Source organism: Nocardia elegans NBRC 108235, assembly GCF_001612845.1.
GTDB lineage: Bacteria > Actinomycetota > Actinomycetes > Mycobacteriales > Mycobacteriaceae > Nocardia > Nocardia nova.
The window spans coordinates 101,632-124,240 of record NZ_BDBF01000025.1; the positions used below are offsets into that span (position 1 = coordinate 101,632).

The following is a 22,609-nucleotide window of genomic DNA, read 5'->3' on the forward strand; positions in this document are numbered from 1 at the left end:
ATCGGCCGATAAGAATGAGTGCGCTCATAAATGAGCATACTCAGAGCTATCGGAAGTGCAACACGTCCAGCATGACGTCGGCCACGTGCGCGGGTGCCGGCCTCGTCGCAGGCGTGGCCCGTTCGTGATGACCGGCCCGCCCGCGACAATGGACCGACCGCGGTCGCGGCGACCACGGCAGCGAAGGAGGGCCACGATGGCCGAACGGGTGACCACGGAGCGCGAGATCACCGTGAGTGTCGATCTGTGCACGTCGCGGGGCCGGCTGAATCCCGACGCGGTGGGCTGGACGCGCCGGCCGCTGCACCGGGCGAATCTGCGTGGCTGGGGTCGCACCAAGCGGTGGGAGTACTGGGGCATCGTCACCCCGGACCACATCATCGGAATCGTGCTGACGTCGCTGGATTACGCCGGTCTGCAGGGTATCTACCTGCTCGATCGGGCGAGCGGCACCGAGATCGTCAAGGATGTGGTGACGCCGTTCGCCCGCGGTGTGCACCTTCCCGATCGCAGCGGTGTCGGCGCCGCGACCGGACATGCCGGCGATCTGGTGATCGAATTGCGAAACGACCCGGACGGCACCAGGATTCACGCCGCCACCCCGCGCATCGATATAGATCTGGCGGCCGGACTGCCGGCGGGACACGAATCGCTCGGTGTCGTGGTGCCATGGAGCGCGAAGCGCTTCCAGTACACCGTCAAGGATCTCGGCCGTCCGGTATCGGGCACCCTCACCGTGGACGGCGTCGCCTACGTGGTCGCCGACGGGTTCGCCGTCCTCGACCACGGACGCGGGAAGTGGCCGTACTCGATCGCGTGGAACTGGGCCGCCGGCTGCGGCCCGGAGACGGCGATCCAACTCGGCGGCAAATGGACCGATGGCACCGGTTCGACCGAGAACGCGCTGTTCGTGCGTGGCCGGCTGCACAAGATCGACGATGAGCTGGAATGGGTGTACGACCGCCGGGATTGGTTGCGGCCGTGGCAGATTCGCGGCCCGCGCGTCGCCGTCGAATTCACGCCCTTCCATGTGCGCGAATCCCGGACGGCGCTGGGTGTGCTGGCCAACGACACTCATCAGTGCTTCGGGCACTTCACCGGCCGGGCCCGCACCGACGACGGGGATTGGGTGGAGCTCGACGGCCTCACCGGCTGGGCGGAAGAGGCGCGCAACCGCTGGTGATCCGAAACGCTACCTACTCGCAATAGCTATTGCGTTCTTGTCTTGCGGATGTAGCATTATCGAAACCGAGAATGCGATTTCCGCCAGGTTGTCGCGACGTAGCGGGGTTCCGGGAGGTGGCGGCATGGCGATAACTCTGCCGGGCTGGTCCCGGAGTATGTCCCGCCGTTCGGCGGGCGGACTGCAGACCATCGGCGGACTGTTCGCCATGTCGGCCGATGCGGTGAAGTTCGCGTTCCGCCGTCCCTTTCAGACCCGCGAATTCCTGGAGCAGTCCTGGTTCGTGGCCCGGGTCTCGCTGATTCCGACCCTGCTCGTGGCGATTCCGTTCACCGTGCTGGTGAGCTTCACGCTCAACATTCTGCTGCGCGAATTGGGTGCGGCCGACCTCAGTGGCGCGGGCGCGGCATTCGGCGCGGTCACCCAGGTGGGTCCCATGGTGACCGTGCTGATCGTCGCCGGATCCGGTGCGACCGCGATGTGCGCGGATCTGGGCTCGCGGACCATCCGCGAGGAGATCGACGCCATGGAGGTGCTCGGCATCAATCCGGTGCAGCGACTCGTCACCCCGCGCATGCTCGCTTCGGGACTGGTCGCGCTGCTGCTGAACAGTCTGGTCTGCATCATCGGTATCGCCGGTGGTTACGTCTTCTCCGTCTATGTGCAGAACGTCAATCCCGGTGCCTTCGCCAACGGCATCACCCTGCTGACCGGGCTGAACGAAGTCGTGATCTCGGCGGTCAAGGCGCTGTTGTTCGGTCTCGTCGCCGGGCTCATCGCCTGCTATCGCGGGCTGATCGTCTCCGGTGGCGCGAAGGCCGTGGGCAATGCGGTGAACGAAACCGTGGTCTATGCCTTCATGGCGCTGTTCGTGATCAATGTCGTCGTGACCGCGATCGGCATCCAGATGACGGCCAGATGAGGGGGAACGGCTGTGGTACTGGAAGCAAGATATCCGCGTGCCGTGCGGCGGGCGCGCCGGCCGGTGAAAAGCCTCGGCAGCATCGGCGATCACACGCTCTTCTACGTGCGGGCGCTGTTCGGCGCTCCGTTCGCCGCGTGGCGCTACAAGAAGGAGACCATCCGGCTCATCGCCGAATTCAGCATGGGCTCCGGCACTTTGGCGGTTTTCGGCGGCACCGTGGTGATCGTCGGATTCCTCACCCTCGCCACCGGTGGCACCCTGGCCGTGCAGGGCTACAGCTCCCTGGGCAATATCGGCATCGAGGCATTGACCGGATTCCTGTCGGCCTTCATCAATGTGCGCATCTCGGCGCCGGTGGTGGCCGGCATCGGACTGGCGGCCACGTTCGGCGCGGGAGCCACCGCGCAGTTGGGCGCCATGCGGATCAACGAGGAGATCGACGCGCTGGAATCCATTGCGATCGAGCCGATCGCCTATCTGGTCGGCACCCGCATCGTGGCCGGGATGATCGCGATCACGCCGCTGTACTCACTCGCGGTGGTGGCCTCCTTCCTCGCCAGCCGGGTCACCACCGTCTTCCTGCTCGGCCAGTCCTCGGGGCTGTACGACCACTACTTCACCACCTTCCTCAATCCGCTCGATCTGGTGTGGTCGTTCGTGCAGGCGATCCTGATGGCACTGACAATTCTGTTGATACACAGCTATTTCGGCTTTTTCGCCGCCGGCGGGCCGTCCGGAGTGGGTACCGCGGTCGGCAACGCGGTGCGGACCTCGCTGATCGCGGTCGTCTCGGTGACCTTGCTGGTCTCGTTGGCCATCTACGGTTCCAACGGCAACTTCAACCTGTCGGGCTAGGGGAGAAGCCTTGTTGCGCAGCATTTTACGTCCGATCGTGGGTCTGCTGTCGATCGCCGCGATCGCCGGGGTGGTCGCTCTGGCGGTGGTCATGTTCCGCGGCGGATTCGCCGACACCGTGCGGGTCACCGTCCTGTCACCGCGTGCGGGCTTGGTCATGTACCCCGATGCGAAGGTGAAGATGCGCGGGGTGACCGTGGGCAGGGTGGCCGCGGTGGACGAGCGGCCCGACGGGCTCGCCGCGATCCAGCTGGCGATCGACGCTGATCAGGTGAAACGGATTCCGTCGAATGTGACCGTGGACATCGCCTCCACCACCGTGTTCGGCGCCAAATTCGTCGAATTCCTGCCGCCGGCGGAGAAATCCGCGTCCTCGATCCACGCCGGCCAGATCTTCGACTCCCGGCACGTGACTGTCGAGATCAACACCATCTTCGAACGATTGACCGCGGTGCTGGGGCAGATCGAACCGGAGAAGCTGAACGAGACGCTGGGCGCGATCGCCGGTGCGACCAACGGCCGCGGCGAACAGGTCGGGCAGATGCTGACCGATCTCGACTCGTTCCTGGCCGAGATCGAGCCGGCTCTGCCCTCGCTGAGTCATGAGATCGCGGCCGGACCGAATGTGGCCGCCTCCTACGGCGATGCCGCGCCGGACCTGCTGTCCACCGCGCGCAACGCCGCCACGATCAGCCGGACCGTGGTGGACGAACAAACGAATCTGGATGCGCTGCTGGTCAATGCGATCGGCCTGGCCGATGTCGGCAATCAGGTGCTCGGCGACAACGGCGCGCCGCTGGCATCGATGCTGCACCTGCTGGTACCCACCACCGATCTGGCCGCCGAATACGCACCGGCGCTGAAATGTTCGATCGAGGGCTTGGACTACATGGACAATGTGAAACCGGTGCAGGTTCCGGGCATGGGACTGACGGTCAACTTCCTGTGGGGCGCCGAACCGTACCGATATCCGCGCGATCTGCCCAAGGTCGCCGCATCCGGTGGCCCGCAGTGTTCGGTGCTGCCGGTGCCCTACAACGGCAAGCCCAAGTTCGTGGTGGTCGACGACGGCGCCGTCCCGTTCCCGAATACCAACCGGACCCTGCGCGTGAATCCGGATCTGCTGCAGAGCGTGCTGTTCGGGGCCGTCGATCCCGCCGCCGGAGGTCCGCGATGAGACAACGGGATACGCCGCTGCTGAAATTCGGCGCCTTCGCGGTGGTGATGGTGATTCTCTCCGGATTCCTGGTCCTGGTCTTCGGCCAGTACCGCACCGGTGCGACCAACGGCTATTCGGCGGAATTCACCGACTCGTCGGGACTGCGTTCCGGAGACAGTGTGCGGGTGGCCGGCGTCGAGGTGGGCCGGGTGCAGGGGGTGACGCTGCGTCCGGATCAGCGGGTGGTGGTGACCTTCGACGCCGACCGAGACATCGTGCTCACCGGGGGCACCAAGGCCGCCATCCGCTATCTGAACCTCGTCGGCGACCGCTATCTCGAACTGACGGACGGTCCGGGATCCACCGCGACCCTGCGGCCCGGCGCGCGGATTCCGTTCGAACGCACTACGCCCGCACTGGATCTCGACCTCCTGCTCGGCGGCCTGAAACCGGTGCTGCAGGGACTGAACGCCCAGGAGGTCAATTCGCTCACCTGGTCGCTGGTGCAGATCGTGCAGGGGCAGGAGGGCACGGTGGATTCGCTGCTGACCAAGACCGCCTCCTTCTCCTCCCGGCTCGCCGACACCAGCGATGTGGTGGGCAAGCTGATCGACAACCTGAACCAGGTGATGGAGACTCTGGCGAGCAACGGCACCCAGTTCTCCGATGCCATCGGCCGCCTCGAGCAACTGGTGACCCAGCTGTCGCAGGACCGCGATCCGATCGGCTCCGCGATCGACGCACTGGACCGCGGAACCGGCTCCGTCGCAGACCTTCTCACGCAGACCCGGGCTCCCCTGGCCGACAGCGTCGAACAGCTCGCGCGGCTGGCTCCCGCCGTGGACGACGGCAAGGACAAGGTGGACCACGCATTGCAGCGGGCGCCGGAGAACTTCCGGAAGATGGTGCGGACCGGCTCCTACGGCAACTTCATCCAATACTTCGTGTGCGCGTTGACCATCCGAGTCAGCGATCCGTCCGGGCAGGTCGTCCAGCTGCCGTGGATCAAGACCGAGACGGGGAGGTGTGCACCGTAAATGCTGCATTATCGCGGCGCTCATCTGTTACGTCCCGGACTGGTCGGGATCGTGGTGATGGTCTGCGTCATCCTCATCGGCCTGCAGTCGCAGAAGTTCATGGCATGGGGGACCACCGTGCGCTACCAGGCGCTGTTCGGTGAGGCCGCCGGACTGGCGGTCGGCGACGACGTGATCGTCTCGGGCGTACGGGTCGGCACCGTGCAGAAGGTGGTGCTGCACAACGGGGATGCGCTGGTGGTGTTCTCGGTGAACTCGACCATCCGGCTCGGCGCCGACAGTTCGGCGCACATCAAGACCAGTTCGCTGCTGGGGAAACGCGATCTCACGGTGGTCTCCGCGGGAACCGGCCGGATGCGCTCACTCGACACCATTCCGTCCTCGCGGACCTCCTCGCCGTATTCCCTGACCGATGCCGTCGGTGATCTGAGCACCAAGACCTCGGCGATCGACATCGATTCGCTCAACCGCTCCCTCGACATGCTGTCCTCGACGCTGAATCAGATCGCACCGCAGGTGGGCCCGGCATTCGACGGGCTGACACAGCTGTCGAAGACGATCAACAGCCGCAACGAATCGCTACGGCAGTTGCTGACCGGCGCGGGCACGGTCACCTCGGTGCTCGCCCAGCGCAGCGAGCAGGTGAATACGCTGATTCTCAACGCGAACGCGCTGGTCGACGTGCTCGCGCAGCGTCGCCAGGAAATCGTCGACCTGCTCGCCAACACCTCGGCGGTGGCGAAGCAGTTGTCGGGCCTGGTGGCCGACAACGAGGCCGCGCTCGGGCCGACACTGGACCGGCTGAACTCGATCGCCGCGATGCTCGAGAAGAATCGCGACAATATCGGCAAGGCCATCCCCGGATACGCGAAAGTCGCACTGACCCAGGGTGAAGCGGTCTCCGGCGGCCGCTTCTACAACGCCTACGTCGCCAATCTGATCGACGGCCAGGATATTCAGCCCTTCATCGACCGGGCGTTCGGCGTGAACCCGCCGGCCCAGTTCCCGCTACCGCATCCGGAGCCGCCGCGATGAGTACGAGATGGATGGTCCGGATCGTCGGTGCCGTGGTGATCGTCGCGGTCGTGGTGACCGGAGGCGTGATCGGTTATCGAGAACTGTTCGGGCCCAAGCACTTCACCGCGATATTCACCACCGCGACCGCGATCTATCCCGGCGACGACGTACGCGTCGCGGGGGTGAAGGTGGGGCATATCGAATCGATCCGGCCGCAGGGCACGACGACCCGGATGGTGCTCGCCGTCGACCGCGACGTCCGGGTGCCCGCCGGCGCGAAGGCGGTGATCGTGGCACAAAGCCTGGTCGCGGCCCGCTACGTCCAATTGACTCCCGCCTATCGAACCAGCGGCCCCACGCTTGCCGACGGTGCGGTGATCCCGGTCGAGCGCACCGCGGTGCCGGTGGAATGGGACGAGATCAAGACGCAATTGACCAAGCTGGCAACGGGTTTGGGCCCGAACGGCGACGCGGCGGGGAGTTCGATGGGCCGGTTCGTCGACAGTACCGCCGCCGCACTGAGCGACGGTAACGGGGAGAAGCTGCGCCAGATGCTGGCCCAGCTGTCCGCGGTGGGGCGCATCCTGGCCGACGGCAGCGGCAATATCGTCGACATCCTGCAGAATCTGCAGACGTTCGTGGACGCGCTGAAGGGCAGCAGTACCCAGATCGTCGAGTTCGAGAATCGGCTGGCGACACTGTCCAGCGTTGTCGACGACAGCAAATCCGATCTGGACGCGGCCCTGCGCGAACTGTCGGTCGCGGTCGGTGAGGTCCGGCGGTTCGTCTCCGAGAACCGCGCGAAGGCCGGCGAACAGGTGCAGCGGCTGGCGAATGTCACCCAGAATCTGGTGGATCATCGCGCGGATCTGGAGAATCTGCTGCATATCGCGCCGAACAGCATCGCGAACTTCTATCACATCTACAACCCCGACACCGGCACGGAGGCAGGGGTTTTCGAGCTCAACAACTTCTCCAATCCGATGCAGTTCATCTGCGCCGGGGTGGCGAGTATCGAGAACGCCACGGCCGCCGAATCGGGGGAGAAGTGCCGCCAGTATCTGGGGCCGATTCTGCCCCTGCTGAGTTTCAACTATCTGCCGTTCCCGGTGAGCCCGGTGACCGGGCCGGCGCCGGACCCGAACAACGTGATCTACAGCGAACCCGATCTGGTGCCGAAGATCGTCGGACAGCAGCCCGGCCCGTCGGCGCCGACATCGGTCACCGAACTGCTCCAGCCCTGGGGGAGGCCACCGTCATGATCGCGCGGTTGCTCGTCCTGTGCGCGTGCGCACTGGTCACCGTCACCGGATGTGGCTGGCGCGGCGTGGATTCGCTGCCGCTGCCCGGCGCCCCCGGCCGCGGTGCGGACGCCGCGATCTATCACGTCGAGATGGCGAATGTCGGGACGCTGGTGTCGAATTCGCCCGTGATGATCGACGACGTGGTGGTCGGCAGCGTCGGGTCGATCACCGTGCACGGCTGGCACGCCGTCGTGGACGTCTCGGTGAAGCCGGATGTGGTCGTGCCCGCGAATGTGGCGGCGACGATCGGCCAGACCAGTCTGCTCGGCTCGACTCATCTGGCGTTGAATCCGCCGGCCGGACAGGCGCCGAGCGGGCGCCTGCAGCCCGGGGCCACGGTGCCGCTGAACCGGACCTCGACCTATCCGTCGACCGAACAGACCCTCGCGTCGCTGTCGGTGGTGCTCAACGGCGGCGGGATGGGTCAGATCAACGACATCATCCACAATCTCGATGCCGCGTTCTCCGGTCGTGAAAGCGCCATCCACGATCTGATCCCGCGCCTGGACGCGTTCATGACCGTGCTGGATCAGCAGCGCGACAATCTGCTCGCCACCGTGACCGGGCTGAACCGGATGGCGGAAACCTTCGCCCAGCAACGGGATACGGTCAGCGATACCTTGCGCGAGGTCGGGCCCGCACTCGAGGTGCTGCTCACCGAGCGGCCGAAGATCACCACCGCACTCGACAAACTGCGTACCTTCAGCGACACCGCGACCGGGGTGATCTCGCAGGTGCAGTCGGATCTGCTCACGAATCTGCACAACCTCGAACCGACCCTGCGGGAATTGGCCGACGTGGGATCGAAGATCGACGGCGCGGTCTCCTTCCTCACCGTGTTCCCCTACGGGCAATACGGCATCGACCACGGTATCCGCGGCGACTACGTCAATCTGTTCGCCACCATCGACCTCACCGTGCCGCGGTTGCGGCGCGAACTGCTGCTCGGCACCCCGCTGGGTGACCCGAACGCCGTACTGCAGGCGATGGTCGGCGACCCCGGCTACGGCACCCAGACCAACGACCCGCTGGGTGCGCCGGTGAACCCGCCCGATCCGAACGGAGGCGGCCGATGATCCTCACCCGATTCGTCCGAGCGCAGCTGGTGATCTTCTCGATCCTGGCCGTGATCGGCATGGTGTCGATGGCCGTGCAGTACATGCGGCTGCCGACCCTCGCCGGTATCGGCACCATGAAGGTGACGCTGGAACTTCCGACCTCCGGTGGGCTGTATCGATTCGGCAATGTCACCTATCGCGGCGTTCAGATCGGCAAGGTCACCTCCGTCGATCTGACCGACGACGGGGTGAAGGCGACCCTGTCCATCGACGGCGGGCACAAGATCCCCGCCGATCTGCGGGCGCAGGTGCGCAGCGTGTCGGCGGTGGGCGAGCAGTACGTCGATCTGCAACCGCGCACCGACGCACCGCCGTATCTGCACGACGGATCCGTGATCGACGTGCGCGACAGCACCGTTCCGCAACCGGTGGGACCGATGCTCGACGAACTCGACACTCTCGTCGGCAGCATTCCCAAGGACAGGCTGCACGACATGCTCGACGAGGTGTTCACCGGCGTGAACGGTGCCCGATACGACCTGCAGTCGCTGCTGAACTCCGCGTCGACGGTGGCCGCCGATGCGAACCGGACCGGTGACACCACCCGCGACCTGCTGGCGAAGGCCGAGCCGCTGATGGACTCGCAGGACCGCTCGGCCGACGCGATCCGGATCTGGGCGCGCAGCCTGGCCGGAGTGTCGGGACAGATCGCCACCGACGACGAGCAGGTGCGGACCCTGCTGAACACCGGGCCGGGCGCGGCGCAGGAGGCGACGAAACTTCTGGATTCGGTGAAGCTCACACTGCCCGTGCTCCTGTCGAATCTGACCTCGGTCGCGCAGCTGGGCGTGACCTATCACGCCGGGCTGGAACAGGTGCTGGTGTTGCTGCCACCCGAGGTCTCGATCGTGCAGGCGGTGCAACCCACGAAGAACGCACAGGGCTTGGGGCCCGGAGACTTCCGGATCAGCGGGGTCTCGGATCCGCCGGCCTGTACGGTCGGCTTCCTGCCGCCGTCGGCATGGCGGCCGCCGTCGGACACCACCACCATCGACACCCCCGACGGCTTGTACTGCAAGCTGCCACAGGATTCGCCCGTCGCGGTCCGCGGCGCGCGCAATTTCCCGTGCGCCGGGAAACCGGGGAAGCGGGCGCCGACGGCGGAGATCTGCAACAGCGACCAGGAATACGAACCGGTGGCGCCGGACCAGCCGGTGGTGGGACCGTATCCGCGCGATCCGAATCTGGAAGCACAAGGCATCCCGCCGGATTCGCGGTGGAACGCACCGCCGCCGGCGCCGGCCGCGCCGGGAGTTCCCCTGCCGCAATTGCCGCAGATCGAGCTGCCCAGGATTCCCGGGTTGAACGCGCCCGCGGCATCGCGCTCGACCACCGCACCGTCGGTGGGCTTCGCCCACTACGACCCGCGCACCGGGAACTACCTGGCGCCGGACGGAAGGATGTATCGGCAGGACGATCTGGCCGGTACCCGCCCGGCGAGCTGGAAAGACATGGTGGCGCACTGAATTCGACGCCTACCTCGCTCGCTCGCGGTGCGGACTCACACCGGATCGAAGGACGAGATCAACCACTTGCCGTCGACCTGCGAGAGCGAGACCTTGACACTGCTCGAGGTCATCGACGGATCGGGCTTGTCGGAGGTGGTGGTGGTCTGATTGATGAACACCAGCACCACGGCCGAATCCGGACGCATCTGCTCGATCGCCGAACGCACCACGGCCGCTGAGGTTTTCACCGCCTTCTGCTTGGCCGCCGGCGCGACCACCTGCTGGGTGAACTGCCCGTAATAGGTGAGGAAGTCTCCGGTCAGGAAGGACCTCGCGGCGGTGAGATCGTGGTCGAGGGTGTCGGGAGCATAGGAGAGAATCGCGACCGAGCCGTTCGAGGCGGCGGCGATCGCCGCGCGCTGGGCGGCGTCGTCGGTCTGCTGATCGGGGCGGTACTGCGTGAAGTACAGGCTGGTCGCCGCCACCACGGAGGCCGCCGCGAGTCCGCCGAGCAGTCCGGCCCCCACCCCGGCGCGGTGGCCGCGCACCCAGGTCAGCGCCGCGCGCGGGCGTGGGAGCTTCCGCGCACCCTTCTCGGAAGGCGCAGGCGCCCCGTTTCTTTCGGAGTTCGCACTTTCGCGCTCGTCGATGTGCTCGGGCCGGGAATCGGAGGATGTGCTCACGGGACGAACTCCACTTTCGACATCTTGAGTTGGCCGTCGACGCGTTCCACGGTGACGCTCAACCGCCAGGCGCGCGGTTCCTGTTTCGCGCCGGCGGAATTGGTGACCTCGGAGGTCGCCGCGACCAGGACCACCGCCGAGTCGTCGGTCATCGACTGCACCGCGGCCGCGTCGACCCTGCCCTGGGTGGCAACCTTGGACTGCTGGATCACCTTGGCGAAATCGTCTGCGCGCGACTGGAAATCGTTGCGGAAGGCACCCGTGGAATCGTCGAGCACGCGCTTCACGTCATCGGCGGCATGATTGAAATCCAGTGAGGTCAGCGTGGTCACGCCCTGCCGCGCCGCCGCCACGAACTCCGCTTCGCGATGCTGCCTCGCGGTCACATCGTGATGCCGCCACATCATGTATCCGCTGCTGCCCAGTCCGGCGCACAGGACGATCGCCGCGACCGCCACACCGGCCGTGCGCCGCCGGATATGTCGAACGGCGCCCAGCCGTGGTCTCTTGTGGCGTCTGCTTCCCTCGGGCTCCGAGCCGGGATCGTTCGTCGCGGCGGGCTCGAGGTCCGACTCGGGCTCGAGATCGGACGTGGTAGCGGCGTCGGAGGCCGTGTCCGCATGGTCATCGTCGAGGGTCCGCTCGGCGGTTGTCGCGGGCTGCCGGGCTTGCCTGTCTTCCGGGCCGGGGACGGGGTCGTCGCTGTCCGGCGTGTCGTTTGGGTTCGGGTGTGTGCTCGCCTGTACGGCGGATCCGGCGCGGCGACGCAGCGTTGCCGCGCGAGCTCGGGCGCGGGCAGCGGCTGCCACCGCCTCGGCGGCTTCGGCCTCGGCTTCGGCTTCGGCGGCGGCCAGCAGCAGATCGCGATCGGAGATATCACCGGTATCCGGCGGCGAGGGGTGTGTTCCGGACGTCACTGCGCGCTCCGTTCGTCGGGCCGGTGGCTGGCAGACCTGCGAGAACAATACTTCCACGCATTGAGAATCATACTCTACCTGCGAGGCGCTGCGAACGCCCTAGATATAGCGGGATCTGCATGTAACCTGCGGGATTGTCATTAACAGTTTTGGAGAATATCCGTCTCTCGCGGTGGAGGGAGGCGCCATGACCCGAGGTCCGCAGCCGCCTGCCCGTGTGCCTGTCCGCGGCCGAGCCGCATTCCGGAGATTTCCGCAAGGGGTGAACCAGTGACCGTCAGCGCGGCCAGCGACGTCCACTACGACCCGTACGACGTCGAACTCAACGCCGATCCCTATCCCATGTTCAAGCGCCTGCGCGACGAGCTGCCGATCTACTACAACGCCGAGCACGACTTCTACGCGCTGAGCCGATTCGAGGACGTCAACGCCGGCCTCATCGACAAGGACACCTTCATCTCCGGCCGCGGCGCGATCCTGGAGCTCATCAAGGCGAATATCGAAATACCGTCCGGCGTATTGCTTTTCGAGGATCCGCCGGTGCATACGTTTCACCGCAAACTGCTCTCCGGATGCCGACGCGGACCATCGGCATGCTGCTCGGCATCCCGGAAGAGGATCAGGAAGCCATCCGCGATTTCGCCAACGAGCAGATGCGCACGGAGGAGGGCAAGCCGATGAAGGCCGCCTCCGAGGGCATGGTGTCCGGCGCCGGGAACGAGACCACCACCCGCCTGATCGGCTGGGCCGGAAGGGTTCTCGCCGATCATCCCGGCCAGCGCCGGCTGCTGGTCGAGAATCCGGCGCTCGTCCCGCAGGCGATCGAGGAACTGCTGCGCTTCGAATCACCCGCCCCGCACACCTGCCGCCACGTCACCCGCGAGGTCGAGTACTACGGGCAGAAGGTGCCCGAGGGGTCGGTGCTGATGTTCCTGATCGGCGCGGCGAACCGCGACCACCGCCACTTCGCCCCGGACGGAGACGTTTTCGACATCCGGCGCGCACCGCAACCGCATCCGGCGTTCAGCGTCGGCACCCACTTCTGCCTGGGTTCGGCGCTGGCGCGGCTGGAGGGTCGCATCGCACTCGAGGAGATCCTGAAGAGGTTCCCGGAGTGGGAGGTCGATATGTCGCAGGCGCGCCTGTCGCCGACCTCGACGGTGCGCGGCTGGGAAAGTCTGCCCGCCCGCACCTGAACCGGTTGTCGCGCAGGCGGATCGCGAAGATCCGGCCGGCGCCTCGAGACCGCGCCGGAGGCGAGTTCGACTCCTGGATGCAATGATCGGACTCGCACCCGTTTCTGATCGAGGTCGAGGAGACAGCAGATGAGCTTTCCGCAGCGGTACGGGCCGTGGGCGTTGGTGGTCGGTGCCGCGCTGGGATTGGGGGCCGAATTCTGCCGTCAGCTCGCCGAACGCGGCCTGAATCTCGTCATGGTCGCGCTGGAGAAGGACGAACTCGACACGCTGGCAACGGATCTGGCCGACCGCTACGGAATCCGCACCCACGCGGTCACCGGCGACATCACCGCGCCGGAGGTGCTGGAATCGGTGGCGCTGCTGGTCGACGACGTCGAACTCGGCCTGGTCGTCTACAACGCCGGGCTCTCGGTCTGTGGCATGTGGCTGGATACACCGCTGGAACGGCATCTGAAGACGATCGATATCAACGTGACCGCGATGATGACCGTCCTGCACCGATTCGTGCCGCCGATGATCGAACGGGGTCGCGGCGGGGTGATCCTGCTCAGCTCCATGTCCGGCCTGCTCGGCACCCCCATGTACGCCTCGTACGCGGGCACCAAGGCGTTGACGCTGAATCTGGCCGAATCACTGTGGGACGAATGGCGCCCGCACGGTGTCGACGTCGTCGCGGTCGTTCCCGGCCCTACCGACACCCCCGGCTACCGCGCCGACCAACCGCGCACGGTCCGCAATTCCCCGAAGGTGATGCCGGTCGCCCCGGTGGTCGCCGCCGGCCTGGCCGCACTCGGCAGACAACCCTCGGTGATTCCCGGCCGGGCCAATCGCTTCAACGGCACACTGCTGTCCCGAATTCTGCCGCGCAGGACAGCCGTCGCCCTCATGGGCAAGAACATGCGAGAGATGTACGCCGGGAAATAGACGGTGGCGACGGCTCGGGTGGCACGTCCGAATGTCCTGGAGCCGAATTCGCGTGCGGATTCAGGAGGTGAAGCGCGCGTCGACCCAGGCGAGGGCGTCGGTAAGTGAGGCCTGCAGGATGCCGCGGTGGTCGACGCCGGGGTAGGTCCGATAGGTGACCTGCTGATCGGCCAAGCGCAAGCGGGCGACCATCGCATCCGTCGCGCGCGGGGGCACCGTCGTGTCGGCGCTGCCCTGCAACACCAGCAGCGGTACGTCGACGCGCTGTGTGCTGGGGTCGTTGTCGGTCAGTACCCGGAGCAGGGGTGCGGCGTCGCCGAGCGGGCTGAACGCCGCATCGGCGGGCAGGCCGCCCCAGCTGTCCGGTGCGCGCAAGGCGCCGAGGCATCCGGTGTCGGCCTCGGGCAGCAGGTTCAGTGCGCGCGGGGTCAGGAAGCGGGACGGATCGATGTTCTCGGCGGTCTGCGCGCCGCGAATCAGCAACGGCAGGAACGCATTCGAGTTGCCGAGCGGGCCGGCCAGGACTTCGCCGGCCCCGACCGTGCTCACCACCCGCTGCGCTCCGATGCCGAATTCCACCTGTGATGCCGGTGCGAGTGCCACCACACCGCGCAGATCGAGTCCGGGCGCCCAGGCGCGGGCCTGCGCATCGGTGAAGACGGCCGCCTGGCCACCCTGCGAGTGGCCGATCGCCGCCCACCGCGTGCCGATCGATGCGTCGAGTTCACGGGCGGCCAGGGCCATATCGGCCACGGCCCGTGCCTCGGTGGTGCCGATCAGGTATCCGTGCGGGCCCGGGGTGCCGAGCCCCTGGTAATCGGTCTGTGCCACCGCGTATCCGGCCGCGAGCCAGCGCTGCTGTACGTCGCGCACCTGCGCGGTGTAGTCGTGGGCGGGGTAGTCGGGACCGGTGTCGCGCGAGGGTGCGCAGATATCGGCCACTCCGGTGGTGCCGTGCGCCCACGAGATGAGCGGCCAGCCGTCCGGTGGTGGTGTACCGCCGGGCACCGCCAGCGTTCCCGAGACGGCGACCGGATGGCCCTGCAGATCCACCGAGCGATAGAGGACGAGCAGATTCCGCGCTCCGGGCAGGCCCGGATCACCGGTGATACTGCGGGCCCGGATCACCGAGCCGTGCGGTCCGGCGATCGCCTCGGCGGGTGCGTCGTAGAACGCCTGCCCCTCCGGTACGGCCGTCGCGCCGGTGGGGTCCGCCGATGCGCCGGCGGTCGCGGCCGCGATCGAGGCCAATGCCGCGACGACCACCAGCGGACCGTGTCGTGCCCGGCGATTGCGGGCGATCTTGGTCGGTGTCGAATCGCGAGACATGAGTCCAACATATCCGGGCCGTGTAAAGGCCGACCACCGCGCCGGAATCATTGTGGCTCAACTTGTCTGCATTTCGATACCTGCGCGCAACTCGCCGGTTCGACCGTCGTGGTGGGAAGCGTGACGTTGTGCGCTGAAAAATTGCTGATATGACGGTACTGGATGCCCGCGACGGCGTGATCCCATTAGCCTGTGCGCCCGCGAATCCGTCATTCATTCGGAACGAACGATGCTGCCTCGCGCTGTCCCCGGTAATCTCGGCGCGGATACCGCTCGCCGAGACGAAGTGGAGCCACTATGACGGAATCAGCTGACGCGCATACCGCCGACGAACCCGACCGGCCCGTCGTGGTCGGCGTCGACGGCTCGGAGATCTCCTATCAGGCGGTGGCCTGGGCCGCGGTCGATGCCGTAATGCACGGGCGGCGTCTGGACATCGTCACCTCGGCCAGGCTGCCGACCGGTTTCGGCTCGGAAGTATGGACCGGTGGCGCCGATTGGGTGCGCGAGGACGGCGAGCGCATCGTCGCCGAGGCGCGCCGGATCGCCGGATTGGTCGAGGGGCCGCTGGAGATCAATGCCGAGCTGGTGTTCGATCCGATCATCCCGACCCTGATCAAGCGGTCGGAACGCGCCTACCGCGTGGTCGTCGGCAGTCGCGGGCGCGGCGCCGTCCGGCGGGCGCTGCTCGGTTCGGTGAGTTCGGCGGTGGTGCAGCGGGCACACTGCCCGGTCGCGGTGATTCCCGGAAATTCCGCGACCGACATGGTGACCGCGGCGAAGCCGGTGGTGGTCGGCGTCGACGGCACCGAGAACAGTGAACCCGCGATCGGCGTCGCCTTCGACGAGGCGTCGCGGCGGAAGGTGCCGCTGATCGCCGTGCATACGTGGAGCGATATCAGCCTGCCCGAGGTCGCGGTGGCCGGTTGGGACACAGTGCGCGAATCGGAGCGCGCCGCTCTCTCGGAGAGTCTGGCCGGATGGCGGGAACAGTATCCGGATGTCGATGTGCGGCCGGTGGTCTGGGCCGACCGGCCGGCTCGGGCGCTGCTCGCCGAATCCGAACATTCCCAGCTGGTGGTGGTCGGCAGCCACGGCCGCGGCGGATTCACCGGAATGCTGCTCGGTTCGACCGGTCATGCCCTGTTGCAGTCGTCCGAATGCCCTGTGATCGTGGTGCGACGGCGGTGAGACGCACGCCGGGCGACCGACCGGCCGCCCGGCGTCATCCGCCGATCACACCGCCGAGAACTCCAACTCCGGCTCGTTCGCCGGCACCATGCTCACCGGCAGCGCCGTGAGCCCGCGAATCAGCAAACTCCTACGCCAGATCGGTTCCCCGTACTCGGGGTCGAGGGACAGCTCCGGAATCCGGTCGAGCAGCCGGTTGATCGCGATGGTGGCCGCCATCCGGGCCAGTGCGGCGCCGAGACAGAAGTGGATGCCGTGCCCGAAGGCGATATGCCGATTGTCCGCACGATCGACGTCGATCCGATCCGGGTGGGTGAAGCGGTCCGGATCGCGGTTGGCGGCCGCGAGCGAGATCATGATGAATGCGCGGGCGCCTATCTCCCGGCCACCCAGCACGATCGGCCGGGTGGTGTAGCACGCGGTGGCCAGGTGCACCGTGACCGTAGTTTCGTGCCCGGCCGCCAGCAGCAGCAACGGCATAGAGATCAGCTCGCTCCGGTCTAGCCGGCCACCGTCCTCCTCGGCGATGATCAGTTCCGAGAGCAGATCGTCCGGCGGCGCCATCGAGCCGTTCGTTCCCTTCCGGATGGTAATAGCTATAGCGCATTATTTCGGTTCGGTAGTGTCATAGCCGATGCGTTATCCGCATGATTGCCGAGAGCGCGCCCGAGTCGGTTCGATAACCAAGATCGCTCGTGAATTGCAAGTAGCGCCTCCCATCGCTGGGAGTGGCTTCCGGTTGTGCGACGAGGCAAGTGCTGGCATCGTTTTCCCCGCGGGACAGCAGCGGGCGTGAGGGATGTGATGAGTTCTGAATCCAACCGGCCGCCCGGGCACGCGCCGCAACCGTTCGGGCCGCCGGTGGGCTCCGCCGATTGGTATTCGCCGCCCCGTCCGCCGCAGCCGCCTCAGCTGCGCGATTCGCGTCCCGCGGCCTCGCCGCCGCGGATCGTCCGGCGCCCGCCCGAGTCGCCGGAATGGGCAATCGATCCCGATGCCATCCAGCTCGCACTGGGCCCGGCCACTCGTCCGCCGCGCCGGCCCCGTGGCCGCAAATGGTGGATCGCCGCATCGGCTACCGTCGTCGTGCTCGCGCTGGTCGGTGGCGGAATCGCGCTGGCCGTCACGGCCACGCGAAAGGAACCGGGTACCGCCGCCGCGATCGTGACCTCGACGGCCTCTGCTCCGGCCGGCTCCGCCGAAACGTCCGCCCCCGCTCCTGGGCCGCAGACTCCGGCATGCCCGGCCGAGGCGCACGACGGCATCGTGGTCGGCAACGGCGCCGGTGGCGTCACCGACGGGCCGAATTCGATTCTGGGATTCGAATACTCGTACTACACCGAGCGCAGCGGCGAGCGCGCCCAGGCCTTCGTCGCGCCGGATACCGTCAACGTCGCTCCCGCCGTGGGGCTGCAGCAGGCGATCGACACCGTGATCCCGGTCGGGACCACGTACTGCGTCCACATCACCACGCGCGAGCCGGAGCTGTTCGATGTGGATATCGAGGAGTACCGGCCCGACGGCGGTCACACGACCTACCGGCAATCGGTGCGCACGGTCGTCCGCGACGGCCGCACCCTGCTCTACGAGATCCGCGGGCGGTAGCGCCGATCCGGCGGGGCTGTACCGATGCCGCGGGCGCCGGTACGCTGCGAGATGCCGCGCTGAGAGGATGTGCCATGGATACTCGCATTGTTTCTCGGCAGTGCACCCTGTGTGAGGCGCACTGCGGAATCCGGGTCACCGTCGAGGACGACCGCGTCGTCCGGATCGAGGGAGATCCCGACGATGTGCTGTCCCAGGGATATATCTGTCCCAAGGCCACGGCGATGGGTGCACTGCACCACGACCCGGACCGGCTTCGCACGCCGGTACGCCGAGTCGGCGATCGGTTCGAGCCGATCGGATGGGACGAGGCGTTCCGGGAGATCGGGCAGCGGCTGCGCGAGATCCGCTCCGAACACGGTCCGAGCGCGATCGGCATGTATCTGGGAAACCCCGCGGCACACAGTTCTTCGGTGCTGTACGGCGTGTTGCTGCGGGTGGCGCTGCTGACCCGCAACTTCTTCTCCGCCTCGTCGATCGATCAGTTCCCGCAGGAGTTCGCGGCCTGGCGGATGTTCGGATCCAATGTCCTGATGCCGGTCGCCGATATCGATCGCACCGACCGGCTGGTGATCCTGGGTGCGAACCCGGCCGTGTCGAACGGGTCGGTGACCACCATGCCGAACGCCAAACAGCGCATCAAGCGGGTGCGGGAGCGCGGCGGCACGGTCGTGGTGATCGATCCACGCCGCACCGAGACCGCGCGACTGGCCGACCAGCACATCGCCGTCGTCCCCGGCGGTGACGTCTATCTGCTGCTGGCCGTGCTCCATGTGCTGATCGACGAGAAACTGTGCGACGAACGGGCCGTGCGCGCGCGCTGTTCGGGCTGGGACGAGCTGCGCGAGACCGTCGCACAGTGCACTCCCGAACTCGCGGCCCCGCACGCCGGTGTCGACGCCGAGACCATCCGCGGTTTCGCCCGCGACCATGCCGCGGCCCGCTCGGCCGTGCTCTACGCGCGGATCGGGGTATGTCAGCAGGTGACCGGCACGCTCACGCACTGGCTGGTGAACACGATCAACGCAGTGACCGGCAATCTGGACCGGGCGGGCGGCCAGATGTTCGCGACCGCGCCGGTCGACGCCGCCCGGTACGCCAAGTACCTGCCGATGGGTCACGGGGCGTGGACCGATCGGTCGGGCCGCTACAAGTCCTTCCGATCCGAACTGCCGGTGGCGGCGCTGGCCGACGAAATTCTCACCGAGGGCCGCGGGCAGATCCGGGCGATGGTCACCTACGCCGGCAATCCGGTGCTGTCGACGCCGCAGCGCGGGCGCCTCGACGCGGCGCTGGAATCGCTGGATTTCTTTGTAGCCGTGGACATGTACGTCACCGAGACCACCCGGCACGCCGACATCATCCTGCCGCCGGTGTCCCAGTTCGAGCGCGAGGACGTCAATCTGCTGTTCCCGGTGTTCAGTGTGCGCAACAACCTGCGCTACGACGCCAAGGTTTTCGAGCCGCCGGCCGACGGGCTCGAGGACTGGCAGATCATGGCCCGGCTGGTCACCGAGGTGGTGCCGTTGCCCGCGCGACGCCTCACGGGCAGGGCGCTGAACGCGGTATTCGAACGACTCTCGCCCATGCGGTTGGCTGCCCTGGGCATCGCGGCCGGTCCGTACGGCGTGCTGCGCCGCGGACGTGCGGGCCTGACGATCACCAAGCTGCGCGCTTCCGCGGGCGGTGTGGATCTCGGACCGCTGCGCCCGCGCCTGCGCACGCTGATCGGCACTCGCGACCGCAAGGTCCGGTTGGCGCCGCAGGACTTCCGTGCCGAGGTGGCGAAGCTGCTCGCCGATCTGCCGGCCAGGCCGCGCACCGCGGCCGACGGATACGATCTGCGTCTGATCGGCCGGCGCCACCTGCGCAGCAACAACTCCTGGTTGCACAACGTCCCGGCCATGGTGAAGGGCCGCGATCGCTGCACCGTGCTCATGCATCCCGTCGACGCCGGCGCGCGCGGGCTGACCGACGGCGAACCGGTCACGGTCTCCTCGCCGAGCGGTTCGATCGTGGTGACCCTCGAGGTCGGCGACGATATCCGCCCCGGCACGGTCGCGATCCCGCACGGCTGGGGCCACCGCGAACCCGGCGTGGGCTGGCGGGTCGCCGCCTCCCTCCCGGGCGCCAATGTCAACCTCCTCCACGACCCGGCGCTGGTCGACCCGCTGTCCGGCACGGCCGCGGTCAACAACACCTGGGTCACGGTGAGCGCCACCGCATAGCCGGCGCGACAGCGCCTACGGCCCGGTATCTTTCGAGCGATCGAACGCTCTCGGGACGGATGTGGTTGGCTGTACCGTCAGCGGATACGGGCCGATCGACCGGAAGGGTGTCATGGCTGAGGAAGTGCTCGCGGAGATGGTGTCGACCGTCTTCCAGATCGTCGCGCACGAGGGTGCGGCGGTGCATGAGGGTGACACCCTGGTCCTGCTGGAATCGATGAAGATGGAGATCCCGGTGGTGGCCGAGTCGGACGGAACCGTGGCCTCGATCAATGTGAAACCCGGCGACGTCCTCCAGAAGGGCGATCTGATCGCCGTCATCTCGTAGCTTCGGCCGCGACACGACTTCGGCCCGCGGGCGCGTGCCGTAGCCTTTGTTTCCGTGTCCACTCTTAGTGATCTGCTCGCCGAACACACCGATCTCCCCGGTGCGGCGGTGGATCATCTGCAGCGCGTGGTGGGGGATTGGCAGCTACTGGCCGATCTGTCGTTCGCCGATCTGCAACTGTGGGTCGGCATCGGCCCGGTGACCGACGGGGCCGATGTGGTGTGCGTCGCCCAGTGCCGGCCCACGACCGCCCCGACGGTTCAGCCCGACGATCTGGTCGGGTCGCTGGCCTCCCGCCAGGATCACCCGCAGATCTTCCAGGCCCTGAGCTCGGGCGAGATCGTGCGCGTCGAGGGCGACGGCGAATCCACCGGCGTCTACCACCCGACCCCCGCACGAGTCATCCGCGAGGGTATTCCGGTGCGCTGCGGCACCGACGTCATCGCCGTGCTGGGCCGCGATACCGATATGCAGCGCTCGAAGGTCCGCGGCAGCCTCGAACACGCCTATATGAGCTGCGCCGACGATCTGTGCCAGATGATCGCCGACGGCACCTTCCCGACGCTGGAGGACCGCACCGGCTCACATTCCAGTCCGCGCGCCGGGGACGGCTTCATCCGTCTCGACACCGACGGCCTGGTCGTCTACGCCAGCCCGAACGCGCTGTCGGCGTATCACCGCATGGGCCTGCAGAGCGAATTGGCCGGACAGGATCTGGCCCAGTCGACCCGTTCCCTGATCACCGATCCGTTCGACGCGCAGGAGGTCGTCAGCGACATCCAGGCCGCGCTGGCCGGCAAATCGGGCCGGCGGATGGAGGTCGAGGCGCGCGGTGCGACCGTGCTGCTGCGCACGCTGGTGCTGCGCCCGCACGGTGAACTGGCGGGGGTCGCGGTTTTGGTCCGCGATGTCACGGAGGTCAAGCGCCGCGACCGGGCGCTGCTGTCCAAGGACGCCACCATCCGCGAGATTCATCACCGGGTGAAGAACAACCTGCAGACCGTCGCCGCGCTGCTGCGCCTGCAGGCCCGCCGCACCGAGAACGAGGAGGCCCGCGTGGCGCTCACCGAATCGGTGCGCCGCGTCACCTCCATCGCCTCCGTGCACGAAATGCTGTCGATGTCGGTGGACGAGGAGGTCGACCTCGACGAGGTGGTGGATCGCCTGCTGCCGATCATGGCCGATGTGGCGACCGTGCACACCGCCCGCATCAAGGTCCGCCGCGACGGTTCGCTGGGAGTTTTCTCGGCCGAACGCGCGACCCCGTTGGTGATGGTGCTGACCGAATTGGTGCAGAACGCCATCGAGCACGCCTTCGATGCCGGCGAAAACGGAACTGTCACAATACGTTCCGAGCGCTCGGCGCGCTGGCTGGACGTCATCATCAGCGACGACGGGCGCGGGTTGCCGGAGGGATTCAGCCTGGAGGGTTCCGATCGGCTGGGATTGCAGATCGTGCGCACTCTGGTCACCGCGGAACTCGGGGGCTCGATCGGTTTGCATCCGGGCGCCGATATCGGCACCGACGCGGTGCTGCGGGTGCCGCTGGGCCGTCGCAACTCACGCTGAAAGCGTCCCGCGCAAGCACCGCCACTCGCGGAAATCGGATAAGTCCGAATCGCCGTCGGACGGTTATGTGAAATAGGGCGGGAAAACAATCCGGCAACAAAAACAGTGAAGCCCGGCACCTTTCCGGTGCCGGGCCGAAATGCGTTACCGGTCGAGGCTGTGCGGTTTACTACGAGCCGGTAACGCCGCGCGTCTCAGACGACGCTGCGAGTGCGGGTGCGGGCGTTGCGCCGCTTCAGCGCCCGACGTTCGTCTTCGCTCATACCACCCCACACGCCGGCATCCTGCCCGGAGGACAGGGCCCAGGACAGGCAGTCGGCGGTCACGGGGCAGCGGGCGCAGACCAGCTTGGCATCGGCAATCTGCGCGAGCGCCGGACCACTGTTACCCACCGGGAAGAACAGCTCGGGGTCCTCGTCGCGACAGATGGCCTTGTGGCGCCAGTCCATTCCTCTGCTCCTTTGCATGGGCGCCGCAAGGCGCCGCTGGTTTGTGGTCCGTTCACTTGTGCGTCTCGAATGTTTCCGCACGGTTGCTTGTGAATGCTTTCACGAACACCGTAGATGTCAATAGCCTTCGGGTGCACCGTG

Annotated in this window: 20 protein-coding genes and 1 pseudogene; 16 read left to right on the forward strand and 5 right to left on the reverse strand. The window is 67.1% G+C overall.

The genetic code is table 11. From position 1 onward, the window contains the following. Window positions 1–196: 196 nt before the first annotated feature. The 9 genes from NE2_RS18795 (at window position 197) to NE2_RS18835 (ending at window position 10,064) form a co-directional block, all read left to right on the forward strand. The gene (locus NE2_RS18795) at window positions 197–1,183 is read left to right on the forward strand and encodes a DUF2804 domain-containing protein (RefSeq protein WP_218018626.1); all 987 of its coding nucleotides are present in this window, start codon (window positions 197–199) and stop codon (window positions 1,181–1,183) included. A 124-nt stretch (window positions 1,184–1,307) separates the two neighbouring features. Further along, window positions 1,308–2,105, forward strand: a complete 798-nt coding sequence (locus tag NE2_RS18800) for an MlaE family ABC transporter permease (RefSeq protein WP_030516026.1) — start codon at window positions 1,308–1,310, stop codon at window positions 2,103–2,105. Between the two features lie 12 nt (window positions 2,106–2,117). Further along, window positions 2,118–2,963, forward strand: a complete 846-nt coding sequence (locus NE2_RS18805) for an MlaE family ABC transporter permease (protein WP_030516025.1) — start codon at window positions 2,118–2,120, stop codon at window positions 2,961–2,963. A 43-nt stretch (window positions 2,964–3,006) separates the two neighbouring features. Further along, window positions 3,007–4,140, forward strand: a complete 1,134-nt coding sequence (locus NE2_RS18810) for an MCE family protein (RefSeq protein ID WP_063027973.1) — start codon at window positions 3,007–3,009, stop codon at window positions 4,138–4,140. Continuing rightward, on the forward strand, window positions 4,137–5,159 hold the full coding sequence (locus NE2_RS18815; RefSeq protein ID WP_063027917.1) for an MCE family protein: 1,023 nt from the start codon (window positions 4,137–4,139) through the stop codon (window positions 5,157–5,159). The genes NE2_RS18810 and NE2_RS18815 overlap by 4 nt, the downstream gene beginning before the upstream one ends. After that, window positions 5,160–6,194 carry an MCE family protein gene (locus tag NE2_RS18820; protein ID WP_030516022.1) on the forward strand — a complete coding sequence of 345 codons (1,035 nt, stop codon included), beginning with the start codon at window positions 5,160–5,162 and terminating at the stop codon, window positions 6,192–6,194. It abuts the gene before it with no gap. Next, window positions 6,191–7,438: an MCE family protein gene (locus NE2_RS18825; RefSeq protein WP_084494149.1), complete on the forward strand. Its 1,248-nt coding sequence runs from the start codon at window positions 6,191–6,193 to the stop codon at window positions 7,436–7,438. The genes NE2_RS18820 and NE2_RS18825 overlap by 4 nt, the downstream gene beginning before the upstream one ends. Next, a complete protein-coding gene (locus tag NE2_RS18830; protein WP_063027921.1) occupies window positions 7,435–8,556 on the forward strand; it encodes an MCE family protein in 1,122 nt (373 codons plus the stop codon). The genes NE2_RS18825 and NE2_RS18830 overlap by 4 nt, the downstream gene beginning before the upstream one ends. Continuing rightward, window positions 8,556–10,064, forward strand: coding sequence for an MCE family protein (locus NE2_RS18835; RefSeq protein ID WP_063012279.1), 1,509 nt, complete (start codon window positions 8,556–8,558; stop codon window positions 10,062–10,064). Before NE2_RS18830 ends, NE2_RS18835 begins: the two co-directional genes overlap by 1 nt. A gap of 35 nt (window positions 10,065–10,099) precedes the next feature. Here the strand turns inward: NE2_RS18835 and NE2_RS18840 are convergent, their stop codons facing one another. Next, window positions 10,100–10,729 carry an Rv1363c family protein gene (locus NE2_RS18840; protein WP_106958551.1) on the reverse strand — a complete coding sequence of 210 codons (630 nt, stop codon included), beginning with the start codon at window positions 10,727–10,729 and terminating at the stop codon, window positions 10,100–10,102. Beyond that, complete coding sequence (locus NE2_RS18845; RefSeq protein ID WP_157110944.1) at window positions 10,726–11,646, reverse strand: Rv1363c family protein; 921 nt, start codon at window positions 11,644–11,646, stop codon at window positions 10,726–10,728. Before NE2_RS18845 ends, NE2_RS18840 begins: the two co-directional genes overlap by 4 nt. A gap of 270 nt (window positions 11,647–11,916) precedes the next feature. Here NE2_RS18845 and NE2_RS18850 point away from each other — a divergent pair. Then, window positions 11,917–12,842: pseudogene (locus tag NE2_RS18850) on the forward strand (cytochrome P450). Between the two features lie 129 nt (window positions 12,843–12,971). Beyond that, on the forward strand, window positions 12,972–13,769 hold the full coding sequence (locus NE2_RS18855) for an SDR family NAD(P)-dependent oxidoreductase (protein WP_030516015.1): 798 nt from the start codon (window positions 12,972–12,974) through the stop codon (window positions 13,767–13,769). Between the two features lie 60 nt (window positions 13,770–13,829). Here NE2_RS18855 and NE2_RS18860 read toward each other — a convergent pair whose 3' ends face one another. Further along, on the reverse strand, window positions 13,830–15,098 hold the full coding sequence (locus tag NE2_RS18860) for an alpha/beta hydrolase family protein (protein WP_063909424.1): 1,269 nt from the start codon (window positions 15,096–15,098) through the stop codon (window positions 13,830–13,832). A 297-nt stretch (window positions 15,099–15,395) separates the two neighbouring features. Here NE2_RS18860 and NE2_RS18865 point away from each other — a divergent pair, with 297 nt between their 5' ends. Continuing rightward, a complete protein-coding gene (locus NE2_RS18865) occupies window positions 15,396–16,289 on the forward strand; it encodes a universal stress protein (RefSeq protein WP_063027923.1) in 894 nt (297 codons plus the stop codon). Window positions 16,290–16,334: 45 nt separating this feature from the next. Here NE2_RS18865 and NE2_RS18870 read toward each other — a convergent pair whose 3' ends face one another. Continuing rightward, complete coding sequence (locus NE2_RS18870; RefSeq protein ID WP_063027925.1) at window positions 16,335–16,853, reverse strand: cytochrome P450; 519 nt, start codon at window positions 16,851–16,853, stop codon at window positions 16,335–16,337. Window positions 16,854–17,093: 240 nt separating this feature from the next. On the opposite strand from NE2_RS18870, the gene NE2_RS18875 reads away from it, so the two are divergent. The 4 genes from NE2_RS18875 (at window position 17,094) to NE2_RS18890 (ending at window position 22,019) form a co-directional block, all read left to right on the forward strand. Then, on the forward strand, window positions 17,094–17,894 hold the full coding sequence (locus NE2_RS18875; RefSeq protein WP_146165256.1) for a DUF8176 domain-containing protein: 801 nt from the start codon (window positions 17,094–17,096) through the stop codon (window positions 17,892–17,894). Window positions 17,895–17,968: 74 nt separating this feature from the next. Next, window positions 17,969–20,122, forward strand: coding sequence for a molybdopterin oxidoreductase family protein (locus NE2_RS18880; protein WP_063027929.1), 2,154 nt, complete (start codon window positions 17,969–17,971; stop codon window positions 20,120–20,122). Window positions 20,123–20,234: 112 nt separating this feature from the next. Beyond that, window positions 20,235–20,450 (forward strand): biotin/lipoyl-binding carrier protein, encoded by a 216-nt coding sequence (locus tag NE2_RS18885; RefSeq protein ID WP_063027981.1) that lies wholly within the window; start codon window positions 20,235–20,237, stop codon window positions 20,448–20,450. Between the two features lie 54 nt (window positions 20,451–20,504). Then, window positions 20,505–22,019, forward strand: a complete 1,515-nt coding sequence (locus NE2_RS18890) for a sensor histidine kinase (RefSeq protein ID WP_030516006.1) — start codon at window positions 20,505–20,507, stop codon at window positions 22,017–22,019. 194 nt (window positions 22,020–22,213) lie between these two features. On the opposite strand, the gene NE2_RS18895 is transcribed toward NE2_RS18890, so the two are convergent. Continuing rightward, complete coding sequence (locus NE2_RS18895; RefSeq protein WP_030516005.1) at window positions 22,214–22,468, reverse strand: WhiB family transcriptional regulator; 255 nt, start codon at window positions 22,466–22,468, stop codon at window positions 22,214–22,216. Window positions 22,469–22,609 lie beyond the last annotated feature (141 nt).